At 64.8% G+C, this 23,016-nt stretch carries 22 protein-coding genes and 1 pseudogene; 12 read left to right on the forward strand and 11 right to left on the reverse strand.

Annotation, left to right across the window (positions count from 1 at the left end):
* Window positions 1-112: 112 nt before the first annotated feature.
* From QW887_RS00005 to QW887_RS00015, 3 genes are all read right to left on the reverse strand, one after another.
* Complete coding sequence (locus QW887_RS00005) at window positions 113-571, reverse strand: hypothetical protein (RefSeq protein ID WP_315714626.1); 459 nt, start codon at window positions 569-571, stop codon at window positions 113-115.
* 182 nt (window positions 572-753) lie between these two features.
* Window positions 754-1,953 (reverse strand): IS256 family transposase, encoded by a 1,200-nt coding sequence (locus tag QW887_RS00010; protein WP_315714240.1) that lies wholly within the window; start codon window positions 1,951-1,953, stop codon window positions 754-756.
* Window positions 1,954-2,085: 132 nt separating this feature from the next.
* The gene (locus tag QW887_RS00015) at window positions 2,086-2,301 is read right to left on the reverse strand and encodes a hypothetical protein (RefSeq protein ID WP_315714625.1); all 216 of its coding nucleotides are present in this window, start codon (window positions 2,299-2,301) and stop codon (window positions 2,086-2,088) included.
* A gap of 824 nt (window positions 2,302-3,125) precedes the next feature.
* Between QW887_RS00015 and QW887_RS00020 the strand changes: the two genes are divergently transcribed.
* Window positions 3,126-3,392, forward strand: coding sequence for a hypothetical protein (locus QW887_RS00020; protein WP_315714624.1), 267 nt, complete (start codon window positions 3,126-3,128; stop codon window positions 3,390-3,392).
* 203 nt (window positions 3,393-3,595) lie between these two features.
* On the opposite strand, the gene QW887_RS00025 is transcribed toward QW887_RS00020, so the two are convergent.
* On the reverse strand, window positions 3,596-4,033 hold the full coding sequence (locus QW887_RS00025) for a DeoR/GlpR family DNA-binding transcription regulator (protein ID WP_315714970.1): 438 nt from the start codon (window positions 4,031-4,033) through the stop codon (window positions 3,596-3,598).
* A 130-nt stretch (window positions 4,034-4,163) separates the two neighbouring features.
* Entirely contained in the window at window positions 4,164-5,060 is an 897-nt protein-coding gene (locus tag QW887_RS00030) for a GNAT family N-acetyltransferase (protein WP_315714623.1), read from the reverse strand.
* 215 nt (window positions 5,061-5,275) lie between these two features.
* Between QW887_RS00030 and QW887_RS00035 the strand changes: the two genes are divergently transcribed.
* Entirely contained in the window at window positions 5,276-6,199 is a 924-nt protein-coding gene (locus QW887_RS00035) for a glyoxylate/hydroxypyruvate reductase A (RefSeq protein WP_315714622.1), read from the forward strand.
* 21 nt (window positions 6,200-6,220) lie between these two features.
* Here QW887_RS00035 and QW887_RS00040 read toward each other — a convergent pair whose 3' ends face one another.
* Both QW887_RS00040 and QW887_RS00045 read right to left on the reverse strand, forming a co-directional pair.
* Entirely contained in the window at window positions 6,221-7,495 is a 1,275-nt protein-coding gene (locus QW887_RS00040; RefSeq protein WP_316164511.1) for an FAD-binding oxidoreductase, read from the reverse strand.
* Window positions 7,496-7,509: 14 nt separating this feature from the next.
* Window positions 7,510-8,178, reverse strand: a complete 669-nt coding sequence (locus QW887_RS00045; RefSeq protein ID WP_315749518.1) for a haloacid dehalogenase type II — start codon at window positions 8,176-8,178, stop codon at window positions 7,510-7,512.
* Window positions 8,179-8,347: 169 nt separating this feature from the next.
* On the opposite strand from QW887_RS00045, the gene QW887_RS00050 reads away from it, so the two are divergent.
* The 7 genes from QW887_RS00050 to QW887_RS00080 all read left to right on the forward strand — a co-directional run bounded on the left by QW887_RS00050 (window position 8,348) and on the right by QW887_RS00080 (window position 16,651).
* On the forward strand, window positions 8,348-9,190 hold the full coding sequence (locus QW887_RS00050; protein ID WP_316164512.1) for a GNAT family N-acetyltransferase: 843 nt from the start codon (window positions 8,348-8,350) through the stop codon (window positions 9,188-9,190).
* A gap of 13 nt (window positions 9,191-9,203) precedes the next feature.
* The gene (locus tag QW887_RS00055; RefSeq protein WP_316164513.1) at window positions 9,204-10,580 is read left to right on the forward strand and encodes an aspartate aminotransferase family protein; all 1,377 of its coding nucleotides are present in this window, start codon (window positions 9,204-9,206) and stop codon (window positions 10,578-10,580) included.
* A 156-nt stretch (window positions 10,581-10,736) separates the two neighbouring features.
* Window positions 10,737-11,456, forward strand: coding sequence for an HAD-IA family hydrolase (locus tag QW887_RS00060; protein WP_316164514.1), 720 nt, complete (start codon window positions 10,737-10,739; stop codon window positions 11,454-11,456).
* Between the two features lie 50 nt (window positions 11,457-11,506).
* Window positions 11,507-13,114 carry an ABC transporter substrate-binding protein gene (locus QW887_RS00065; protein ID WP_316164515.1) on the forward strand — a complete coding sequence of 536 codons (1,608 nt, stop codon included), beginning with the start codon at window positions 11,507-11,509 and terminating at the stop codon, window positions 13,112-13,114.
* An 82-nt stretch (window positions 13,115-13,196) separates the two neighbouring features.
* Window positions 13,197-14,147 (forward strand): ABC transporter permease, encoded by a 951-nt coding sequence (locus QW887_RS00070; RefSeq protein ID WP_315714615.1) that lies wholly within the window; start codon window positions 13,197-13,199, stop codon window positions 14,145-14,147.
* Window positions 14,144-14,998, forward strand: a complete 855-nt coding sequence (locus tag QW887_RS00075) for an ABC transporter permease (RefSeq protein WP_316164516.1) — start codon at window positions 14,144-14,146, stop codon at window positions 14,996-14,998. The genes QW887_RS00070 and QW887_RS00075 overlap by 4 nt, the downstream gene beginning before the upstream one ends.
* Window positions 14,999-16,651, forward strand: coding sequence for an ABC transporter ATP-binding protein (locus tag QW887_RS00080; RefSeq protein WP_316194036.1), 1,653 nt, complete (start codon window positions 14,999-15,001; stop codon window positions 16,649-16,651).
* Between the two features lie 8 nt (window positions 16,652-16,659).
* Here the strand turns inward: QW887_RS00080 and QW887_RS00085 are convergent, their stop codons facing one another.
* Window positions 16,660-17,136, reverse strand: coding sequence for an Lrp/AsnC family transcriptional regulator (locus QW887_RS00085; protein WP_008962239.1), 477 nt, complete (start codon window positions 17,134-17,136; stop codon window positions 16,660-16,662).
* A gap of 241 nt (window positions 17,137-17,377) precedes the next feature.
* Here QW887_RS00085 and QW887_RS00090 point away from each other — a divergent pair, with 241 nt between their 5' ends.
* The gene (locus QW887_RS00090; protein WP_316164518.1) at window positions 17,378-18,703 is read left to right on the forward strand and encodes an FAD-binding oxidoreductase; all 1,326 of its coding nucleotides are present in this window, start codon (window positions 17,378-17,380) and stop codon (window positions 18,701-18,703) included.
* Between the two features lie 265 nt (window positions 18,704-18,968).
* Window positions 18,969-19,641, forward strand: a pseudogene (locus QW887_RS00095) (transposase).
* A 231-nt stretch (window positions 19,642-19,872) separates the two neighbouring features.
* Here QW887_RS00095 and QW887_RS00100 read toward each other — a convergent pair.
* The 3 genes from QW887_RS00100 to QW887_RS00110 all read right to left on the reverse strand — a co-directional run bounded on the left by QW887_RS00100 (window position 19,873) and on the right by QW887_RS00110 (window position 22,016).
* Window positions 19,873-20,526, reverse strand: coding sequence for a hypothetical protein (locus tag QW887_RS00100; protein ID WP_316164519.1), 654 nt, complete (start codon window positions 20,524-20,526; stop codon window positions 19,873-19,875).
* Window positions 20,527-20,652: 126 nt separating this feature from the next.
* A complete protein-coding gene (locus QW887_RS00105) occupies window positions 20,653-20,976 on the reverse strand; it encodes a hypothetical protein (protein ID WP_316164520.1) in 324 nt (107 codons plus the stop codon).
* Between the two features lie 83 nt (window positions 20,977-21,059).
* Window positions 21,060-22,016, reverse strand: coding sequence for a LysR family transcriptional regulator (locus tag QW887_RS00110; RefSeq protein ID WP_316194037.1), 957 nt, complete (start codon window positions 22,014-22,016; stop codon window positions 21,060-21,062).
* A gap of 108 nt (window positions 22,017-22,124) precedes the next feature.
* On the opposite strand from QW887_RS00110, the gene QW887_RS00115 reads away from it, so the two are divergent.
* A complete protein-coding gene (locus QW887_RS00115; RefSeq protein WP_316194038.1) occupies window positions 22,125-23,006 on the forward strand; it encodes an NAD(P)-dependent oxidoreductase in 882 nt (293 codons plus the stop codon).
* Window positions 23,007-23,016: the final 10 nt, after the last annotated feature.

Raw genomic sequence — 23,016 nt, forward strand, 5'->3', positions numbered from 1 at the left:
TCGCCAGCTGACAGGCCCGGCTCCAGCCGGCGAACGCGGTGGGCCGCCAGCTACACCACGCTTGGGGACACGATCCGCCGTCAGCTTTCCATTCGGACAAGCAGGCTGATGCTCATTCGGACAAATGTCCTTCCTTTGTTCGAGCTGCCCACCGCTTTTTGGCGCCGTTGACGATCTGCCGCGTCGTGCGCTTGGTGTACTTTGGCAGCACCTTCACCGTCGTGTGCCGGCCCTGTGCCAGCATCTCGCGGTCAGTCAGTTCGGCGTCGCCACCTTCAGTAAAGCCGCCATGCCGGAACGATGTGAACGACAATTCATCGCGAAGGCCAGCAGCACGGATGACTTCTTTGACCTTGCGGCTCACGTGCGTGAAATCCGGCTGATCCGGCTTCGGCCATGTCGGCCATGGTCCGCGCTCGCCCCAATCCCGGCACAGCATTAGGCCGCCGATGCGGTCGCGTTTGATGGCGTCGAGCTCCGCCATCAACTCGGGATAAACCGGTGCACCTGTATCGTCGAACAGCGGTATCCAGTCCTTCTGCCTAGTCTTCTCATCGATGATGCGGACCATACTCGGGCGCCCTTTCGGGCGTTAATGCGACACGTCGAAAGTCGCAAAGACGTCTGTCTCGCGCTGGAGCCATTCCCAGCCGATCAGGGCAGCGGTCGTCGGTCAGTGCCGTATCGATGATCGTGTCCCCAAGCGTGGTGTAGCTGGCGGCCCACCGCGTTCGCCGGCTGGAGCCGGGCCTGTCAGCTGGCGATAGCCGTGAGGCTGACGTTCGGATCATCGCTCAATGGCGCGATGGTTTCCAGCGTCATGTAGCGGGCGCGTTGGACCGCCCATTCATCGTTCTGTTCGAGCAGGACAGCTCCGATGAGGCGGACGATAGCGTCCTCATTGGGGAAGATGCCGACCACCTCGGTGCGCCGTTTGATCTCGCCGTTGAGGCGTTCGATCGGATTGGTGGAGTGCAACTTGGTCCGATGCTGCGGCGGGAACGTCATGTAGGCAAGCACGTCGGTCTCGGCCTCGTCGAGGAAGCCGGCAAGCTTGGGCAGCTTGGGACGGAGCTGATCGGCGACCTTGCGCCATTGGGTGCGAGCGGCCTCGGCATCGTCCTGGGCAAAGGCCGTGGCGATGAAGGCGGAGACCACGCGCCGTCCGCTCTTGCCGGCATGAGCCAGCACGTTCCGCATGAAGTGGACGCGGCAGCGTTGCCAGCTGGCGTTGAGCACCTTGGTCACGGTGGCCTTGATGCCCTCGTGGGCGTCGGACACCACCAGCTTGACGCCGCGCAAGCCGCGGCGGGCCAGCTTGCGCAGGAAGGCGGTCCAGAACGTCTCGGCCTCGGACGGCCCGATGTCCATGCCGAGAACCTCGCGCCGGCCGTCGCTGTTGACGCCGACTGCAACGATCACCGCGACGGAGACGATGCGCCCCTGCTGGCGCACCTTCACATAGGTGGCGTCGATCCAAAGATAGGGCCAGTCACCCTCGATTGGACGGCCGAGGAAGGCCTTCACTTTGTCGTCGATCTCGCCGCACAACCGACTGACCTGGCTCTTGGAGATGCCGGTCATGCCCATCGCCTGCACCAGATCGTCGACCGAACGGGTCGAGACGCCCTGAACGTAAGCCTCCTGAACCACGGCGGTGAGCGCCTTCTCGGCCATGCGCCGCGGCTCCAGGAAGCCGGGGAAATAGGAGCCCTTGCGCAGCTTTGGGATGCGCAGCTCCACCGCACCGGCGCGGGTCTCCCAGATCCGGTCGCGGTAGCCATTGCGCTGGGCCAGACGTTCGGGGCTCTTCTCGCCATAGGCAGCCCCGGTCTGGCTCTCGACCTCCAGCTCCATCAGGCGCTGGGCCGCAAAGCCGATCATCTCGCGCAGCAGATCGGCGTCCGGGGTCTTCTCTACCAGCGTGCGCAGGTTCATCATGTCTTCGGTCATCGGTGGTTCCTCGGTTGCGTTGGCGTGTCGCAACCCGATCCTACCGGAGAACTGCCGGTGACCACCGCAAAGCCGCCCGCCCGCTACGGCGCTATTTGGGAGCGCGCGTCCGGGCGGCTTTGCTCCACCGAGCTACACCACCTCCGGGGACACGACCGTATCGATTGCGGTGAGGCGCTTCTCGCCCAGTCGCTTGCCATCTTTCAGGACGTAGCCGCCGACAAGCTTGAATCCGACCTCGTGATTACGCTTGGACTTAGGATCGAGCTTGGCGTAGCGGCGATCAGAGCGGTATTCGGCAAACATCCAATCGAGCGTTCCGACCGCATTGGGAGGCGACGCTGCCAAGGCCTTGCCGCCGGTCCGCCACGCGCGCCACCCGTAGATTCGCTTCTTCTGGACTCATCTACAAGGGCAATTTGCGGGCTTCAGTCTGTGGTCTTCGCGTACCCGCCAATCAAAGCAGGTCGGAGGACTTGTTCATCTGGAAATACTGCAATTTGCGATGCCTAAGCAAAATAGTCGTCGAAGGCACATCGTACAATTGGATGCTGCGGCAAGCAAAAAGGAAGGATCACCGACATTTTTCGCATTCGGCAATCTTGTCGATTTTCACCCTGCCGAATTTGCAGAACCTTCAGCAAGAGCCCCGCGGGGGGGTGCCGTTTGGCTGCCGAATTTATTGTTGCTTGTTCACCAAAGGTCGAACCTGTAACCAGACCGTTATGAGCGGGAGGAGATTGAATAGGTTTATTGATTTTGCAGCATTTTTGCCCAATGTTGATAGCGCCTGTCGCGGTTTGTTCAGTTCGTTTCTGGTGCGAAACTGGTGCGGCCGCGTTCGGAGGCATCGCCCTTTAAGGCAAGGCGGTTCGATAGGGGGAAGGGCAACGGCAAGCCGCTTGCCTTACACGCCGCTTCGATGAAGAGCCGAGCGGCTCAGGCGTACCAGTAAATTCGCTCGATAGCCGTACCCAATTGGGTTCGGTCGGCCTCAATTGAGCTCGGACACCGTCCTTCTCGAGCGATTTTGTGCGTTCCTTCAGCCCGATCCGCGATTGCAGTCCGGGTAGCCGTACCATGATGTAATATTTGCGCGCGCTGGTGTTTTATGGCCAAGCATCGCCGGCAAACAGCCCATCCAAAACGTGGATGGTCGGCTTTTGTCCACCATGAGTATTCCGGAAGTCACGACGAGCCATCCGCCGAAGTTAAAAGTCGGAGTTATGCTTGAAACTGTAAAGTCCGCGATCGATATCGACGTAGACGCCGCGCAAAACTCAGAAGACCGTCAACCCGATCCTCGTGTCGGCGATCTCGGGCGCAATTTTATGGCACCGATTTTCTGCACCGTGGAAATGCTTCCCAATAACCAGCAGTTCTTTGGAGGCATCTTTTCAAATTTGCGAGTTGGTAAGGCGCGCCTCGCGACCGCTTGAGCAGTCGTTCCCCTTAAGCAGCCCGCAGCGCCTGGCGGAAAGCGTTTGCGCCGGATACATGGCGACGGGGCCGTCATTGACCATGTATCTCAGTTGCGCATGGCGATGGCGTGCCGCTACACCGCGAACCCCGCCCCGCCCCACGCGTCTCGGTCGCGGCGACCTCAGAAGCGCGCCAATTTGCAGGGCGCGAAGCGGCTTCCTCAGTCGGTCCTGGTTACATACTCGACCGGGAGATGCTTGAACGGCTTGCGGTGCTCACGCGATACGGCCCCGCCAATGATGATCCTGGAAAACGCATGGAGGTCGGCGAAGAAGGCCGGCTTCAGGCTGTCGAGCTTGCTCGCATCGGCGACCAGAATGCTTTCGATCGCCGTTGCGATGGCCGCCTGCTTGACCGCCGTCTCATGAAAGTTCGAGCAGCTCGCGCCCCTATTCGCATGTACGCCGCCCGCCGAGATGAAGGCCTTGTTGATGCCGAGCTTGCGCAAATAGGACAGGCCTTCCTCCGATGAGAAGGATTGCGACGAGGGATGATAGAGCCCGCCCATCAGCATCAGCTGCGTGGCAGGACGTCGCGTCGCCAGCGCCGCCACGTTCATCGAATAGCAGATCACTGAGAGGGACATCGTCGAACGCAGTGTAGCGAATCATAGCGAGGAAACGGATCAGTGTAGCAAGGGTGCCGCCGGCGACAGATCGGGAGGGCTCCGCAGTTTTGATAGTTGGAGACTGAGGGCTTGGTCCGCGCTCTGTTCCGGGACGCAGGGGCTAGCCGAAGGCCTGACTGACGACGCCGTAGATCTTCGGTTGGTCGTTGCCGCGCAGGAAGGCACCCTTCACGTCGTTCCGCAGCGACATCGTGGTGACGGCATCGAAGAGAGCGAGCCCCGACCGCGCGAGAAAGTCGCGGAACTCTCCTGTCGCTCGATGAGTGTCGAGCCTGAGGAACTGGCCTTCGTGAGCTGCCACGTGCGGCGCCAACACGGCGATCGCGTCGCTGTCGCAGGATGCGACCACCGGCCCCGCGACATGTCCGCGTCCGAACCGCCGGCACATCGCGAACGTCTCCAGCCGCCCCGCGCGAAACAGCCCAAAGCTGCGCGACTGGTGAAACAGTCCGGTCATCAGCCCGGCTCGCCGGACGCCATAAGCAGCCGCGTCGAGTTCGATCAGCGCCGGCAGGTCTGCCTCCATCAGCACGCGAATATTTCCCGCTTCGGCCGGCGCCGCGTCCGAGGCAATCGCCTCACCTTGACACTGAAACAGAGTCTGCTCACGCTTGAAATCGAGAGATCGGTAGAGGCGATAGGCGGCGCGCGTGGCGTTGAGGCGCAGCGTCCGACCGCCGCATTCGGCCATCACCCGATGCATCAGCCATTGCCCGGTGCCAAGGGCCTGCAGCCGCGGCGAGGTGATGACCATCCCAACCGCAGCAAAGCCGTCGCTGTAGGGAAACCACATGGCGGATCCGAGGGCCCGACCGATCTCATCGAGCGCGACGACGCCGCGGCCGATGCTGCGCATGAATTGCCAATCCTCCGCCCGATGGGGCCATTGGACGGCGATCGACAAGGCGAGCAACTGCGCGAGGTCGACCCTGTCGATGTCGGCGAGGCGCATCTCGAACACGTCGGCGATTCGCGATTCCACGTCCGGATTGTCCATGCACGCTGTCCCTGTCTTCGTTCCGCCCGCCACGCGTCACCCAGCCTCGATGAGGTCGAGAGCGAGCATGCTGTCGTCACCTCCGCATATTGAGGCGTCTGCGGGCGAACTTCGCAACATTCTTCTCAATCCTGCCCTGTATTCGGCACGTAACGCAGGCCGCGACCGCCATGATCGGAGGCGCGACGAGCCAGATCGGCCGCTGGGATGACCGCATGACCTTGTTGTTCAACTCCGATGCCACGCGCGGCGCGATCTTTCGCGAGGTGCTTGCGCGTGAGATTCCGGATCTTCCGTTCGAAATCAATCCGGCGCAGGTCGATGCCGATGAAGTCCGCTACATGATTACCTGGCTGGTGCCGCCGGACCTCGGCGCCTATCGCAATATCGAGATCCTGTTCTCGATCGGCGCCGGCATCGATCAGTTCAACGCCGCGTCGGTGCCGGCGAGCGTCAAGATCGTCCGCATGGTCGAGGACGGCATCGTCAGGATGATGCAGGAATACGTGACGCTGGCCGTGCTGGCGCTGCACCGGAATTGGACCGTCTATCTCGATCATCAGCGGCAGCAGCTCTGGCGCGCTATCCCGCAGCCGCAGGCACATGTGCGGCGCATCGGCGTGCTCGGCCTCGGGCTGCTCGGCCGGGCGGTGCTGGAGCGGCTCAAGCCGTTCGGCTTTCCGCTCTCGGGCTGGAGCCGCAGCCGGCACGCGATCGACGGCGTGACTACGTACCATGGCGCCGACGGCCTCGATGCGATGCTCGCGGTGACAGACATCTTGGTCTGCCTGCTGCCGCTGACGGAGGAGACGCGCGGCCTGCTCAATGCCGAACTGCTCGCCAAGCTCCCGCGAGGTGCTTCGCTGGTGCAGACCGGCCGCGGCGCGCAGCTCGACCAGGCGGCGTTGCTCGGAGCACTTGACTCCGGGCATCTCGCGGGCGCCGTGCTTGATGTGACCGATCCCGAGCCGCTGCCGACGGATCACCCGTTGTGGCGGCATCCGCGCGTCCTGATCACGCCGCATGTCGCCAGCGTCACGCAGCCGGAAACAGCGGCGCTCGCGGTCGCCGCGAACATCAAGCGACACCGCGCCGGGCTCGATCTGGTTGGCCTCGTCGACCGCAGCCGCGGCTACTGATCGCGGTCGCGCCGTCACGGCTCAGCGGATCCAGTCCAGGGTCTTGTAATACGCGCCGACGAACGGCAGGAACCAGGGCTTGCCGTAATGGCCTGGCACGACCGGCCAGCCGGCGTCCTTCATCGGATTGCGGTCGGGCCGGCCGAGCATCGCATCGGCCATGATCATGCCGAGATGGGTCGAGAGCTGCGCGCCGTGACCCGAATAGCCCATCGCGTACCACAGCCCGCCCTGGCGACCGGCGCGCGGATAACGGTCGGCGGTCATGTCGACGAGGCCGCCCCAGCAATAGTCGATGTCGATGCCGGCAAGCTGCGGGAACATCCGCTCCATCGCCGCGCGCAGGATCGCGCCGCTCCTCGCATCGGACTGCTGATCCGATGTCGCCGAGAAGCGCGCGCGGCCGCCGAAGATCAGGCGATTGTCCGGCGACAGGCGGAAGTAGTTGCCGATGTTCATGGAGGTGACGTAGGTGCGGTGGCCCGGCAGCACCGAGGCCGCCTCGGCCTCCGTCAGCGGCCGCGTCGCGATGATGAAGCTGCCGACGGCAATGATGCGGCGGCGGAAATAGCTGAAGCTCGCCGGCGTGGTGGCGCCGGTGGCGAGCAGCACCTGCTCGGCGCTCACCGTCCCCTTGGCCGTGGTGAGGCGAAAGTGCTTGGTGTCCTGCACCCGTTCAGTGACGGCGGCTTGCTCGACAATGACGGCGCCGCGGCGGCTCGCGGCAGAGGCGAGGCCCGCGGCGAAGCAGCCCATGTGCATCATCGCGCTCTTCTTGAACAGCATGCCGCCGTGAAAGGGCGAGCCGATCTCGGATTTCAGCTCGGCCGGCGAGAGCAGCGCCGTGTCGGGATCGACCTCGCGGTGGATCGCTTCGAAGTTCGTTGCGATCCCCGCGAAATGGCCAGGCTTGGACGCCAGCTTGAGCTTGCCGGAGCGGCGGAAACCGCAAGCGATGTCTTCTTCCGCGATCAGGCGCTCGAGCGTGTCGATCGACTCGTCGAACGCTTTGTAGAGCGCGATCGCGCGCTGGGTGCCGAGCTCGGCCTTCGCGGCCGGATAGCTGTGCGCCAGCCCGTTGTTGAGATGCCCGCCATTGCGTCCCGACGCGCCCGAGCCGACCTGATCGGCTTCGAGCACGATCACCTTGGCGCCGGCCTTGGCGAGCTGCAGTGCCGCGCCGAGCCCGGTGAAGCCGCCGCCGATCACCGCGACGTCGTAATGCCCCTCCACGGGCCCGCTATGGCCGCCGGAAAATGCGGTCGCCGTGTCGCGCCAGTAGGAGACATATTTCATCGCGGGCACTCTGCTTACAGGCCGAACACGCCGGGCAGCTCGGAAATGGTCTTGATCTCGGTGTAGCCGTAATAGGGATTGGCCGGCTCGTGGCCGCGGTTGACCCAGACCTTGTTGGTGATGCCGAGATCGTGCGCGGTCATCAGGTCGTAGCGGAATGAGGAGGAGCAGTGCGTGATGTCCTCGGGGCCGCAGCCGAGCATGTCGAACATGTATTCGAAGGCGCGCATCCGCGGTTTGTAGGCCTGCGCCTGTTCCGCCGTGAACACGGCATGGAACGGCGCGCCGAGCCTGACGACGTTCGAGGGGATCTGCACGTTCATGGCGTTGGAGAGGATGACCAGCGGGATCTCCTTGGCCACCTTGGCGAGACCCGCCGGTACGTCCGGATGTGGACCCCAGGTCGGCACGCGCTGATACACCATCTCGGCATCCTCGGGCTTGAAGGGGATGCCGATCTTGCGGCAGCTGCGCGCCAGGGCGTTGCTGACGACCTCGGCATAGGGCTTCCACGCGCCGAGGACTTCATCGAGGCGGTAGGCCGAGAAGACCTTCACGAACTCCGTCATCGCCGACTCGGAGAGCTGTGCGCTGTAGAGATCGCGTGCGGCCTCGGCCATCTCGAAATTGATCAGCGTGCCGTGGCAGTCGAAGGTCACGTATTTCGGGCGAAAGCGGCTCATGGATCCTCATGCCGGTCGTGGTCTCGACGTCCGATGATAGGCCGCCCCGCCAGCATAAGATGCGGCTTTGCCCCGGTTCGGCGGCGGAAGATGTTGTCGGCATCATCGCCTTCAGACGATCTGCCGGGGGCCGCTCGCCCAGACTCCGGTGCAGATGGGAGTGCATGACATGACGTCCGACGCCGCGAGCTTCAGAGCTTTCAGCGGGGAGCACCTGGATGCAGCGACGCGGCTGTCGCAGCAGGTCCGCTGGCCGCATCGTCGCGAGGACTGGCAGATGGCGCTTGCGCTGAGCAAGGGCTGCGTGGCGGTCGCGGCGGACGGTCGCGTGATCGGCACCGTGCTGATGACGCCGTATGGCCAGGATGCCGGGACCATCAACATGGTCATTGTCGACGAGGCGGAGCGGGGGAAGGGACTCGGACGGTGCCTGATGCAGCAGGCGATGGCGCTGGCCGGTGAGCGGCGGTTGCAGCTCGTCGCGACAGAAGATGGACTGCTGCTCTATGAGAAGCTCGGCTTCCACCGCAGCGGTGAGATCGTGCAGCATCAGGGACATCTCGCGGAAGCTGTCGCACAGCCCGACGCCGTGCGTGCGGCCACGCCCGACGACATCGCCGTCATCACGGCACTCGACATCGCGGCCTTTGGCGCGGATCGCCGCGACCTGATAGCCCATATCGCATCCATCGGAGAGTTCGCGGTGTTGGAGCGTCAGGGCCGCGCGGCAGGGTTCGCCGCGCTGCGTCACTTCGGCCGCGGTCTCGTGATTGGCCCCGTGGTCGCTTTCAGTAGCGAGGACGCCAAGTCGCTCGTCGCGCATTTCCTCGCTGGGCGACAGGGCAAGTTCATCCGCGTCGACACCGGCAGCGAGACGGGACTCGCACCATGGCTGGGCGGCTTGGGCCTCGATCATGTCGGCGGCGGCATCGTCATGCTTAGGCCGGCCGCTGGTCACACGAGGCGGCGCGCCCCGACATCGTTTGCCTTGGCCAGCCAGGCGTTCGGCTGAACCGGAGATCATCATGCTCAGCAACTCGCTCATCGAGCTCGATCGCGCCCATCTGGTGCATCCGGTCGCGTCCTATCGCGGACACGAGGCCGCCGGCGCGCGGGTCCTGAAATCCGCCAAGGGTGCGATCGTGACCGATGCCTCGGGCCATCAACTGGTCGACGGCTTCGCCGGGCTGTGGTGCGTCAATGCCGGCTATGGCTATGAGAGCATCGTCGAGGCGGCGGCGCGGCAGATGCGCGAGCTGCCTTATGCCACCGGCTATTTCAGCCTCGCCTCGGAGCCGGCCATCCGGCTCGCGGCCGCGCTCGCCGAGCGCGCGCCGGGTGATCTCAACCACGTCTATTTCACGCTTGGCGGCTCGGACGCCGTCGACAGCACGGTCCGCTTCATCCATTACTATTGGCACGCGAGGGGGCAGCCGCAGCGCGATCAGTTCATCACGCTGCAGCAGGGCTATCACGGCTCGTCGACGGTCGGTGCAGGACTCACGGCGCTGCCGGCCTTCCACGCCAATTTCGGCGTGCCACTGAACTGGCAGCACAAGATCCCGTCGCACTATTCGTACCGCAACCCCGTTGGCAGCGATCCCGATGCCGTCATCGCGGCCTCGCTCGCGGCCCTCGAAGCCAAGATTGCCGAGGTCGGCGGTCCCGAACGGGTGGCCGCGTTCTATGCCGAGCCGATCCAGGGCTCGGGCGGCGTGCTGGTGCCGCCGGACGGCTGGATGAAGGCGATGCGCGAGCGCTGCCGGCAGCACGGCATCCTGTTCGTCGCCGACGAGGTGATCACCGGCTTCGGTCGTACCGGACCGCTGTTCGCCTGCACAGATGACGACATCGTCCCGGACTTCATGACCGTCGCGAAGGGTCTGACCTCCGGCTACGTCCCAATGGGCGCGGTGCTGATGTCCGATCATGTCTATGGCGTTATTGCCGATGGCGCAGGTTCTTCGGCCGTGGGGCACGGCTATACCTATTCGGCGCATCCGGTGAGCGCGGCGGTCGGCCTTGCCGTGCTTGATCTCTATGAGAATGGCTTGCTGGAGAATGGCCGGCGGGCGGGTGCGCGGCTGATCGCGGGCCTGCGCGCGCTGCAGGACCATCCGTTGGTGGGCGAGGTACGCGGCCGTGGCCTGCTGGCGGCCATCGAGCTCGTGACCGACAAGGAGAAGAAGACGCCGCTGCCGGCGAGCGCCGAGCCGTCGCGCCGCATCTTCGATCGCGCCTGGGCCAACGGCCTCGTCATCCGTGCCTTCCCGACAGGGGTGCTCGGCTACGCGCCGCCGCTGTGCTGCAGCGACGCGGACATCGATGCCATCCTCGAACGCACCGCACGGACGCTGGATCAGACCCTGGCCGATCCGGACGTCCGCGAGGCCATGGCGTGAAGGTGGGCACGGGCATATCGGTGCGTGTGCAGCAGGGCCGATATGTCGGCGGCTCCTCCTATTCGCAATTTTCTGCCGTCGGGTCCTCGCAATTCGGAAGTTTTCGCCGGAACCCGGCTTCACACTAGGACCGATGACGCGGAAGGGCCTCACAGAATGACCAAGCTCGATCTTGCTCAATTCAGGTACCTGACCTTCGACGTGGTCGGCACGCTGATCGACTTCGAAAGCGGGATCGTCTCGAGCCTCGGCGAGATCGCGGCGGAAGCAAACAAGGCAATCGACGGTGAGCAGGCGCTGAGCCTGTACCGCGCGGCACGCTACGCGGCGGACGCCGACCGCTTTCCGGATGATCTCGTCCGGGTCTATGACATCATCGCACCACAACTCGATCTGCCCAGGCAGACCACGCTCGGCGAGCGCTTCCGCGACTCCGCCGCACGCTGGAAGGCCTTCCCGGACAGCGCCGCCGCCATGGCGCGTCTCGCCCGGCGCTACAAGCTGATCGCGATGACCAATGCGCGGCGCTGGGCACTGGATCATTTCGAGCGCGAGCTGGGCTCGCCGTTCTACGCGAGCTTCACGGTCGACGACACCGGGACGGAGAAGCCGGATCCCGCCTTCTTCACTCAGGTGTTCGATTTCATCGAACGTGACGGCGGCTCGGCGTCACAGATCCTGCATGTGGCGCAGAGCCAGTATCACGACATCGGCATCTCCCGGCAGCTCGGCGTCATCAATTGCTGGATCGAGCGGCGCCACGACAAGCAGGGCTATGGCGGCACCATCGCGCCGGCGTCCTTCACCAAGCCGGATTTCCACTTCCATTCGATGGCCGAGCTGGTCGACGCGGTGGACCAGGTGCCTGCCAAATGATGTGCGACTGACGATTTTCATTCTGCCGGATCGAACAGGGGACGGATGACATGAGCAAAGGGATCGCCAACTGGACTCCGAGTGACGATGTGCTGGTCGAGGCGGCAATCCGGCGCGGCGCCTCGCGCCGGGATCTCCTGAAGATGATGCTCGCCAATGGCGTCGCGCTCGCTTCCGGCAGCACCATCCTCGGTCGCGTCGAGCGCGCATTCGCGGCCACGCCGAAGAAGGGCGGCGCGATCAAGGCCGCGGGCTGGTCCACCTCGACGGCCGACACGCTCGATCCGGCCAAGGCGTCCTTCTCGACCGACTATGTGCGCTGCTGCTCGTTCTACAATCGGCTCACCACGCTCGATAAGAGCGGCGCGGCGCAGATGGAGCTCGCCGAATCCGTCGAGTCCCAGGATGCGCAGACCTGGACCGTGAAGCTCAAGAAGGGCGTCACCTTCCACGACGGCAAGCCGCTGACGGCCGACGACGTCGTGTTCTCGCTGAAGCGGCATCTCGACAAGGCGACAGGCTCCAAGGTCGCCAAGATCGCGGCGCAGATGACCGGCTTCAAGGCGGTCGACAAGACCACCGTCGAGATCACGCTGGCGAGCCCCAACGCCGACCTGCCGATGATCCTGGCGCTGCATCACTTCATGATCGTCGCCGACGGCACCACCGATTTCTCCAAGGGCAACGGCACCGGCGCGTTTGTCCGCGAGGCCTTCGAGCCGGGCGTCCGCTCCATCGGCGTGCGCAACAAGAACTATTTCAAGGACGGCCCCTATCTCGATCAGATCGAGTTCATCGCGATCACCGAGGAGAATGCGCGTGTCAACGCGCTGCTGTCGGGCGACATCCAGCTCGCCGCCAGCATCAACCCGCGCTCGCTCCGGCTGATCGAGGGCAAGGAGGGGATTGCTCTGTCGAAATCGACGACCGGCAACTACACTGACCTCAACATTCGCCTCGACATGGCGCCGGGCAACAAGAAGGACTTCATCGATGGCATGAAGCACCTCGTCAACCGCGAGCAGATCGTCAAGTCGGTGCTGCGTGGCTTCGGCGTCGTCGGCAACGACCAGCCGGTTTCTCCGGCGAATTTCTTCCACAACCCCGACCTCAAGCCCAAGCCGTTCGATCCGGACAAGGCGAAATCGCTGTTCCAGAAGGCCGGCGTGCTCGGCACGTCGATCCCGGTCGTGACCTCGGAAGCGGCGAACTCGGCGATCGAGATGGCCATGGTGATCCAGGCCTCGGCGGCGGCGATCGGCCTGACGCTGGACGTGCAGCGCGTTCCCTCGGACGGCTATTGGGACAATTACTGGCTGAAGGCGCCGGTCCATTTTGGCAACATCAATCCGCGCCCGACGCCGGACATCCTGTTCTCGCTGCTCTATGCCTCCGAGGCGCCGTGGAACGAGAGCCGCTTCAAGTCCGAGAAGTTCGACAAGATGATGCTCGAGGCGCGCGGCCTGCTCGACCAGGCCAAGCGCAAGCAGATGTATGCCGAGATGCAGGCGATGATCGCGGAGGAGGCGGGCACCATCATTCCGGCCTACATCTCCAATATCGATGCCACCTCGTCGAGACTGAAGGGCTTGGAGCCGAGCCCGCTCGGCGGCATGATGGGATATGCCTTCGCCGAATATGTCTGGCTCGATTCGTGAATGTTGTCTGAGTCGCGTGGCGCCGGTCACTCGGGTCGGCGCCGCGATGACCATGATCTGATCAGGCCCGCGGACCCAAAGTTTGAAACATCGGATCGCATCCCTCATCCTGGCCCGGCTGGCGATCGCGCTGGTCACCGCGATCATTGTCTCATTCGCCGTCTTCTTCGCCACCGCGATGCTGCCGGGCGACACCGCGACCATCCTGCTCGGCCAGGCCGCGACCCCCGAGGCGGTCGAGGGGCTGCGCAAGGCGATGCATCTCGATGATCCCGCCATTTTCCGTTTCCTGCGCTGGCTGGCCGGCGTCGTGCAGGGCGATCTCGGCGTGTCATATGCCAACAACATGCCAGTCGCGAAGCTGATCGGCGGGCGCCTCGTCAACACCCTCAAGCTCGCCGGCCTCACCGCGACCGTCGCGGTACCGCTGGCGCTGACGCTCGGCATCACCGCGGCGATGCTGCGCAACACGCTGTATGATCGCTGTCTGACCATCGCCGTCATCGGCATCGTGTCGGTGCCGGAGTTCATGATCGCGACCCTCGCTGTGCTTTTGTTCGCTGTCTATCTTAATTGGCTGCCGGCGGTGTCCTTCATCAGCGAGATCCGCACCGCCTCTGATTTCGCCCGCGCCTATGCGATGCCGGTCGTGACGCTAACCATAGTGATCTCGGCGCAGATGATCCGGATGAGCCGGGCGGCCGTGATCGAGACCTTGAACACGCCCTATGTCGAGATGGCGCTCTTGAAGGGCGCCTCGCGCGGCCGTCTGGTGCTCCGCCATGCGCTGCCCAATGCGCTGGGCCCGATCGTGAATGCGGTGGCCTTGTCATTGTCCTATCTCCTGGGTGGCGTCATCATCATCGAGACCGTCTTCAACTATCCCGGCATCGCCAAGCTGATGGTCGACGCGGTGTCGACCCGCGACCTGCCGCTGATCCAGAGCTGCGCCATCATCTTCTGCTTCGGCTTCCTGCTGCTGACCACCACGGCCGACATCATCGCCATCCTGTCCAATCCGAGGCTGCGATGACGAGCGCCGCGAAATCCGCCTCGCGAACCCCGCGCTTCGGTTACCGCATCAACGCTGTCGGGGTTGCCGGGGCGCTGATCGTGGCGTTCTGGATCGTCGTGGCGTTCGTCGCGCCCTCCATCATTCCGCATCCGATCGGCGACATCGTCGACACCGATTATTTCGGCCCCATGAGCCGCGAGCTGTGGCTGGGCTCCGACTATCTCGGACGCGACATGACCTCGCGCATCCTGATGGGCGCGCGCTATACGCTCGGCATTTCGGTGGCCTCCGTGATCATCGCCGGCGTGTCGGGCGTCACGCTCGGCATGATTGCGGCGATCACCGGCGGGGTCGTCGACATGGTGCTGAGCCGGCTGCTCGACGCGTTGAGCTCGATTCCGAGCAAGCTGTTCAGCCTCGTCGTCGTCGCCGCGGTCGGCTCGTCGATCCCGGTGCTGATCGTGACCATGGCGGTGATCTACATTCCCGGCGCCTACCGCTTCGCCCGCGCGCTCGCGGTCAACATCAACACCATGGATTTCGTCACGGTGGCTCGGATCCGCGGCGAGAGCCTGTTCTATTTGATCCGCGCCGAGATCCTGCCCAACATCATCGGCCCGGTGCTGGTCGATCTTGGCCTGCGCTTCGTGTTCATCGTGCTGCTGCTGTCCGGAATGTCCTTTCTCGGCCTGGGCGTGCGGCCGCCTTATGCGGATTGGGGCGCGCTGGTGCGCGAGAACATCGGCGGGCTGCCCTATGCCGCGCCGGCCGTGATCTCCCCGTCGCTGGCGATCGCAAGCCTCACCATCGCCGTCAATCTCCTGATCGACAATCTGCCGACCAAGATCCGCGACCGGGAGGCGTCGTAGATGACGAGCCTGGTGCAGATCCGCGATCTTCGCGTCGAGGCGACCACCGATTCCGGCCGCACCATCGAGATCATCAGGGGCGTCGATCTCGACATCGCCGAAGGCGAGATCGTCGCGCTGATCGGCGAGAGCGGCTCCGGCAAGACCACCATCGCGATGAGCCTGATGGGCTATGCCCGGGCCGGCTGCCAGATCGTCGGCGGCTCGGTCACGGTCGATGGCGTCGACATGGTGACACTCTCGGAGAAGGACAAGGCGGCCGTGCGCGGCGCCAAGATCGCCTATGTGCCGCAGAGCGCCGCCGCGGCGTTCAATCCGGCAATCCGCATCATGGATCAGGTGATCGAGGTCGTGCGCATCCACGGCGTGATGCCGGTGGAGGAGGCACGCAGCAAGGCCGCGGCGCTGTTCCGTGCGCTGTCGCTGCCCAACCCCGACACGATCGGCGAGCGCTATCCGCACCAGGTGTCCGGCGGCCAGCTGCAGCGGCTCGCCGCGGCGATGGCGCTGATCGCGAGCCCGAAGGTGCTGATCTTCGACGAGCCGACCACGGCGCTCGACGTCACCACCCAGGTCGAGGTGCTGCGCGCGTTCAAGTCGGTGATCTCGGCGCATCGCATCGCCGGCATCTACGTGTCGCATGATCTCGCCGTCGTCGCCCAGATCGCCGACCGCATCGTCGTGCTGCGCAATGGCGAGGTGCAGGAGAGCGGGACGACCGCCGACATTCTCGAGCGCGCGCAGCACCCCTATACGCGCCAGCTGCTCGCCGCCATCGCGCCGCATCATGAACCGCGAGCGGAGGCGTCCGTGGCGGCCGAGGCATTGCTCGAAGTGCACGAGGTGTCGGTCGGCTACGGTCCGCTGCGCTCGGACGGCCTGCCCGCGATCGTGGCCGTCGAGAACGTCAGCCTGCGTGTCGCGCGCGGACGCAATCTCGGCATCATCGGCGAATCCGGCTGCGGCAAGTCGACGCTCGCCCGCGCCATCGCTGGCATCCTTCCGCCGTTTGCGGGCGGCGTCGTGTTCGACGGCCGCGAGCTCGGGCGCAGCGCGCGCAGCCGCGATGCGGACCAGCTCCGCCAGGTGCAGATCGTGTTCCAGCATGCCGACACGGCGCTGAACCCGGCGCATACGGTCGAGGACATTCTGGGGCGGCCGCTGACATTCTATCACGGCATGCCGCGCCAGCACCGCAGCGCCCGCATCGATCAGCTGCTCGACATGGTGAAGCTGCCCCAGAGCTTGCGGCTGCGCCGTCCGGGCGAGCTCTCGGGTGGACAGAAGCAGCGCGTCAACTTCGCCCGCGCGCTGGCCGCCGATCCCAAGCTCATCATCTGCGACGAGATCACCTCCGCGCTCGACACCGTCGTCGCCGCGGCGGTCATCGATCTGCTCAAGGAGCTACAGCGCGAGCTCGATCTCGCTTATGTCTTCATCAGCCACGATCTGTCGGTGGTCGAGGCGATCTGCGACGACATCGTCGTGATGTATCGGGGACGCAAGATCGAGCAGATTACGCCCGAGGCCATGGCGCGGCCCGAGCATCCCTATACGCAGCTGCTGCTGTCGTCGGTGCCGAAGCTCGATCCCGCCTGGCTCGACAATCTCCGCCAGGATCCCGAGCAGGTCCGCGAATACTGCCAGCGCTGACCGCGCGGCTACATCTGGAACAGGCTGGTCAGCGGCAGATAGGGTTTGACGATCGGCGACTTCAGCACGACGAAGCTGAAATATTTCTCGATGCCGATGTCCATGTCGGTCAGCCGCTCCATGATGGTCTGGTACTCGCCGATCCCCGCGGTGACGAACTTCATCATGTAGTCGTAACCGCCGGAGACGAGGTGGCACTCGATCAACTGGTCGATCTTCTCCACCGCGGCAAGAAAGCGGGCGAAGTCGATCTGCCGGTGGTTCTTCAGGGTGACCTCGGTGAACACGGTCAGCGTCTGGCCGAGCTTGGAGACGCAGATCTGCGCCGAGTAGCCCTCGATATAGCCTTCCGCCTGCAGCTTCTTCACCCGCATCAGGCAGGGGCTCGGCGACAGGTTGACCAGCTCGGCCAGCTCCACATTGGTGACGCGGCCGTTCTTCTGCAGTTCGTGCAGGATCTTGATGTCGATGCGATCGAGCTTCATGAAGCCGTGGTCCCGTGTGACGCCGCGTCCGGTCCCCATTACAGCAGAAAATTCTGCCGCTGAGCCATCGAAACTTCCGTAAAGCAAGAATGGGGCCGTATCCGCCGGGATTATGCGATGCAAAACAATACGCCGGCGATGTGCAGACGGGCAGAATGATATGCCGTTCGGACCACGAATCCGGCGCCCGAACGGCCGGCTGCCACTCTAGGCTGAGCCAGCCCACAGCCGGAGAGACCGCATGCCCGCACCGCTGGTGCTCGTCGAGACATCGCCAACGCTGCCCGCGCGTGCAGATGCCGTGGTCATCGGCGGCGGCATCGTCGGCGTGTTCACGGCCTATTACCTCGCGCGGCGCGGGCTCGCGGTGGCGCTGATCGAGAAGGGCCGCATCGGCGCCGAGCAGTCCAGCCGCAATTGGGGCTGGTGCCGGCAGCAGAACCGTGATGCGCGCGAGCTGCCGATGGCGACGCTGAGCCTCGATCTGTGGGAGCGCTTTGCGGCCGAGAGCGGCGAGGCGACCGGCTTCTCGCGCTGCGGGCTGTTCTATCTCAGCAATGACGAGGCGGAGCTCGCCGGCTGGGCGCGCTGGGGCGAGTTCGCCAGGACCGCCGGCGTCACCACGCATATGCTCGACAGCCGCCAGGCCACCGCGCGCGGCGCGGCCACCGGGCGCAGCTGGAAGGGCGGCGTGTTCTCGCCGACCGACGGCACCGCCAGTCCCGCCGATGCCGCGCCCGCGGTGGCGCGCGCGATCCTCAAGCAGGGCGGCTCGGTGCACCAGATGTGCGCCGTGCGCGGCGTCGAGACCAGCGGCGGCCGGCTGTCGGCCGTGATCACCGAGCGCGGCACCATCCGCACGCCGGTCGCGGTGCTCGCCGCCGGCGCCTGGGCTTCGTCGTTCTGCCATCAGCTCGGTGTCGCACTGCCGATGGCCTCGATCCGCGCCTCGGCGCTCGCTCTGTCGCCGTCGGCGGAGCCGCTGCCCCCGGCGCTGCACACCGCCGCCGTCTCGATCACTCGGCGCGGCGACGGCGGCCATACGCTCGCGATCAGCGGCCGCGGCCGCGTCGATCCTACACTTCAGCAGCTGCGCTTCGCGTCGCACTTCCTGCCGATGTTCGCCAGGCGCTGGCGCAGCCTGCTGCCCGGCGGGCTCGAAGGCCTACGCGCCGGCCACGAGACGGTCGGCCGCTGGCGGCTCGACGCGCCGACGCCGATGGAGCTGACCCGCATCCTCGATCCCCGGCCGGACCAGGCCACCATCCGCCTGACCCAGGCGCGCGCGGTCGAGCTGCTGCCGGCCTTGAAGCAGAGCCGCGTCACGGCGGCGTGGGCGAGCTACATCGATTCCACGCCCGACGGCGTGCCTGCGATCGGCGAGCTCGCCGCGCTGCCCGGCCTGATCGTCGCCGCCGGCTTCAGTGGCCACGGCTTCGGCATCGGGCCAGGTGCGGGCCATCTCATCGCCGATCTCGTGACCTCCGCCAAACCGATCGTCGATCCCAGGCCCTACGCGCCCGCGCGTTTCGCCCGGCATGAGTCCAAGGCGGTCGCAGACTTCTGAAGGTTACGTCTCCGGGACGTCAAGCCCCCGACTGCGCCAGACCGTTCGGTTCGCCGAATTCACCGGTTCGCCGCTCGGCGGCCCTTCGGTCTGCGGCTGACTTCGTCCAGTCCGTTTGGGGCCTGCTCTTGGAAGGCGTTGCAGAACAATGATGCCTTTTCCCCCAAACGAGTTCTCAACTCTCTGATTTTGTTGGTATTCGCTGACCATGCCCCTGGGGCTTAATCCAGTTTGAAGTTCGTTCTGGCCCAACGAGGACCAGAGCATGAAGCGCGGCCGCTTTACGGAAGAACAGATCATTGGGATTTTGAAGGAGCACGAGGCTGGCGTTCCGGTCGCCGATCTCTGCCGCAAGCATGGCGTGAGCGACGCGAGCATCTACAAGTGGAAGGCCAAGTTCGGCGGAATGGACGTCTCGGAGGCCAAGCGGCTGAAGACGCTGGAGGACGAGAATGGCGCTGGTGGCCGACACTTCACTCTCGGGCGCCCCGGTCGCCCGGGAGCTGGACCGGCTGGGCGCCGAGCGCGGCAAGCCCAAGATGGTGGTGAGCGACAACGGCAGCGAGCTCACGAGCAATGCCATCCTGACATGGACCGATCAGAGCCGTGTCGCCTGGCACTACATCGCGCCGGGCAAACCCATGCAGAACGCCTTCATCGAGAGCTTCAACGGTCGCCTGCGGGATGAACTGCTGAACGAGACGCTGTTCACCTCGCTTGCTCAGGCCCGCGTCGCGCTCCGATGCTGGCGGACCGACTATAACGACGCTCGGCCGCACTCCCAGCTCGGATGGAAGACGCCATCCGAGTTCGCCGCCACCTGCAATCCGCGTCGGGATCTGGCGCTGCGCTATGCCGAGAGCTCCGCGCCAGCTCCCGCCGCTACGACCGCCCAGATGGGCACATCAAACCGCCCGAACGAACTCAGATCTGGATAAAACTTGGGGGCAAGGTCACTGCGGACGAGTCTGATGTTTTGGTAGCAAACGAAACCCGGCTCGCCTCAAAAGTTCATCGCGCCGGATTTTCGGTCAAGGTTTGGTCGTAAAGTGAATTCGTCGGGTGGTTGACTGTTTGGCGGCCCGAACTGTGACCTCCTGCTTGCCAGCCGTCATCACCGCAGCATCAACGCCAGCCAGCATGACGCCGCATTCGATTTGGCCTGGTCGCTACTGACTCCACGTCAGCCCTTTAGCTGGTAGCCACTCTTCCCAATCCGGAGGCAGCTGGGAATAGCTCGCTTGTTTTCTGTAGCTCCCAACGACGGGTTTCAGGTTGTCGCAGGAGCAGAACCTGTCGACGACAGCCTCCTTGATGGCATGAGCGGCTCTATTTCCCAGTCTGGCTTCTTCGCTGCGGAACTTTCTCCAAAGCAAGACTTCGATGAACTCATGGACGAGAACGCTGTTGAAATCCAATCCCTTCATTTCCGGATAGCTTACGACTAATCGCGGCGCCATCGATGCGCCATTGTGCGACCCGCCCGGACCAAACTTGGTGACATGGACGCGCACGACCTTTGGCAACTGACGCGTAAGCTGCGCAACGAAATCGGAAGCAAATCGATCCTCCACCCGCCGCCATGACTGCACGACGCGCTCCAGACTGGCGCCCGGCAAGTCGTGACGCACGATCGCGTCGCGCAGTCTCTCATCTGAAAACCGAGCTATACCCTGCGCGATCTCCGCTTTGAGCGCATCTGGCCAGGTCACATCATATTTTTCGGCGCGAAAGAATTCGAGATTTCCAAGTTGGAAGCGGACGTGGGAGACCTCGTCTTCGATCGTTGAAGAAAAGCGAAACTCCATGATGGCCACCTTCATGAAACGCCAGTTGAACGACCGTCGACCGGAGCCGCCATGCCCCGATGCAAGGGTTCAATTCCCTATATTTCGAAGATTTCCAGCTCCGAGAAGCCGTTGCAGCGGCGGTCACATTGGCCGAATCGCCTAGTCGCACGAGACGCGATTAACCATCCGCCGGCACGTCCTGCCATCACTGAAATAGGTCGTGCTTCCGACCGTGTGCGACGACGTGCCATCGCTGTAGTAGGTGTGGTTGCCGATCTGCTGCGAGCTGCTGCCGTCGTTGTTGTAGGTGAAGCGCCCGATCTGCTGGGACGAGGAGCCGTCGCTCCAATAGGTGTTGTTGCCGATCCGCTGTCCCGACGTCCCGTCGTCGCACAGGATCTGGTTGCCGATGAGCTGGCAGGTCTCGGCCTGAGCTGCTGTCGCCGCCCACAGGCCGAACGCGATCGCGAGAGCGTGGCGCATGAAGTCGATTCTCTAAATTACAATATCCAATCGCAACCCACGCGCGAGCGCAACGGAAAACGATCCGTGATGATCTGTGCGGATCAACGTCCGGCGCCGCGCGTCCTGGTCTTGCCGGCGGCTCCGCCGACCCGGAACGCCCGCATCTGGCCGCTGAGAAAGCGCAGCAGATGGCTGGCGGCATGCGGCAGCTCGCGGCCGCGCCGGGTGATGACGCAGGCTTCGCTCGAGGCCAGCAGGCGGTTGTCCACCGGCACGGCGGCGAGGGAGCCGTCGGCAAGATCGGCGGCGATCGCGAAGGCCGGCAGGAGCGTCAGGCCGAGGCCGCTCCTGACGAAGTGGCGGAGCACGTTGATGGAGCTGGTGGTGAGCTTCGGCGACAGGGCGATGCGCTCGGCGGCCTCCGCCATTGCCACGATCTGACGCGTGCCGTAGCTCGGATGCATCAGTCCGAGGGGGTGATCGGCGAGCTCGCGCAAGCGCAAGGGACGGCCGAGCCGCGCGAGCGCATGATCCGGCGGCATGATCGCGCAGAGCGGCTGCCGGCTCGCGGTCGCGATCCGGATGCGCGGATCGGCTGATGGGTTGAACACCAGGCCGATGTGATGGCGATCCTCGGCGACGGCATTGACGACCTCGTTGGTGCCGGCCAGATCGAACGCCATGGTGAGGTCGGGATGGCGTTGCCAGAACCGGCCGAGCGGGCCGGACATCAGGTCGCTGACGAAACCCTCGCCGAGCACGATGTCGACATGGCCGCGTTTGAGCCCCTGCAATTCGCGCAGCTTGGCGACGGTGTCGGCCTGGTCGGCCTGCCATTGCCGGAAGCGCTCGACCAGCAGCGCGCCGGCCGCGGTGGCGCGGATGCCGCGGCTGAGGCGCTCGAGCAAAGTGAGGCCGAGCTCCTTTTCCAGGAGCGCGATCTGCCGGCTGATCACCGACGCGTTGACGTCGAGCGCTTCGGCGGCGGCGCGCACCGAGCCGAGGCGGATCGCCTCGTGCAGATAGTGCAGGCGGTGGTGATCGAGCAGGGCGGACATGGCTTTGGAAGCTGTTGACCTGAGGTCAACACTAGCGGCGGGCGGCGCTGATGTCTGCCCCGGAATCGTGCGGCTACGCTGGCGAGGCAAATCTGGGCAGGAGGCCACGTGACCGCGATCGGCATCATCGGACTTGGCAACATGGGGCGCGGCATCGCGCTGACGCTGAAGGGCGCGGGCTTTGCCGTCACGGGCTACGACACGCTGGCCGCGACGCGCGCGGCGCTGGCGGCCGAGGGCATTGTGGTTGTCGACGGCATCGGCAGCGTGATCGCCGCCGCCGACATCGTGATCCTGTCGCTGCCGACCGCCGGCATCGTCGCCGATGTCGTGGAAGGCGCCGGCGGCATCCTCGCGCATGCCAGGGCCGGCGTCGTCATCGTCGACACCTCGACCTCGCATCCCGAGACCTCGCGCCGGCTCGCAGCCCTTCTCAAGGCGCGCGGCATGGGCTTCGTCGATGCGCCGGTCAGCGGCGGGCCGAAGGGCGCGGCGACCGGCACCATGACGATGGTGATCGGCGCCGACGGCGATGATCTCGCGCGCGTGCTGCCGGTGCTGGAGCGCGTGAGCGCCAAGCGCGTCCATGTCGGCGGCGTCGGCGCCGGCAACGTCGCCAAGATCGTCAACAATCTGCTCTGCGCCGCGCATCTGCTGACCGCCGCGGAGGCGCTACGCATCGCCGATGCGGCGGGCGTTGATGCAGTGCGGCTGCTCGAAGGGCTCAATGCCGGCTCCGGCCGCTCCGGCGTCACGCTCGTCAACGTGCCCAACTGGATTCTCAACGGCGCCTTCGATTCCGGTTTCACCATGCAGCTGATGCGCAAGGACGTCAGGCTCGCGGCGCAGCTCATCGGGGAGCTCGGACTGTCGCTGCCGATGGCCACCGACACCGCGCGCATCTGGGCGGACAGCGCCGCCAGCATCGCCGACACTGATGATTTCAACCGCATCGTCGAGCTACAGCTCGGTCCGATGGCGAAGCCGTGAGCGTGCCGCC

The organism is Bradyrhizobium sp. SZCCHNRI3052, from assembly GCF_032484895.1.
Taxonomy (GTDB): Bacteria; Pseudomonadota; Alphaproteobacteria; order Rhizobiales; family Xanthobacteraceae; genus Bradyrhizobium.